This window comes from Streptomyces sulfonofaciens (assembly GCF_014656295.1).
GTDB lineage: Bacteria > Actinomycetota > Actinomycetes > Streptomycetales > Streptomycetaceae > Streptomyces > Streptomyces sulfonofaciens.
Map to the genome: position 1 here is coordinate 1 of NZ_BNCD01000098.1, position 566 is coordinate 566.

The 566-nt window shown below is 44.9% G+C and carries 1 protein-coding gene; it reads right to left on the reverse strand.

The window, feature by feature from the left end; all coding sequences use genetic code 11:
• A partial coding sequence (thiM, locus tag IE313_RS36730; protein ID WP_229925210.1) for a hydroxyethylthiazole kinase occupies positions 1–547 on the reverse strand: 547 nt, incomplete at its 3' end.
• Positions 548–566: the final 19 nt, after the last annotated feature.

Genomic DNA, 566 nt, shown 5'->3' on the forward strand with positions numbered 1-566 from the left:
CGGCTTGTTTATAGAGCGCGCAAAGTTGCGCCATAGAATCTAAGGGGTCTTTTTTCAAACTTAAAAAGCTCGCGCACGCTGCTGTGTGCAAACACCCAGCCCCAGTAATGAGCGCTAAATACTCGCTCCCCCCAGTAATACTAAAAACCTTTTTCCCATCGCTCACATAATCTGTTTTACCCGTCATTACCGCTATCACAGAATATTTTTGAGCCGCTCGTTTGGCTATTTCTATAGGCGTGGTGGCTTGATGAGAGTCTAGCCCCTTACTTTTGCACGAAATACCCACTAAAGAGCCTAATTCTGCAGCATTACCCCTAAGAGCACTAATCCCACCACTTTTCAAAAGCTCTAAACTGGTATCATGGCGTAAAGCGCTCGCTGAGCACCCCACAGGATCTAACACAATGGGTTTATTCAAAGCCTTATAATGTTTGATAGCCTCTTTAGCGCATAAAATGGTGCGTTCATTGAGAGTGCCGATATTGATAGCGAGTGCGTCAGAAATTTTTGCCAAATCTTGCATTTCAGCAATGGCATCACTCATTAAAGGCGATGCCCCTAAG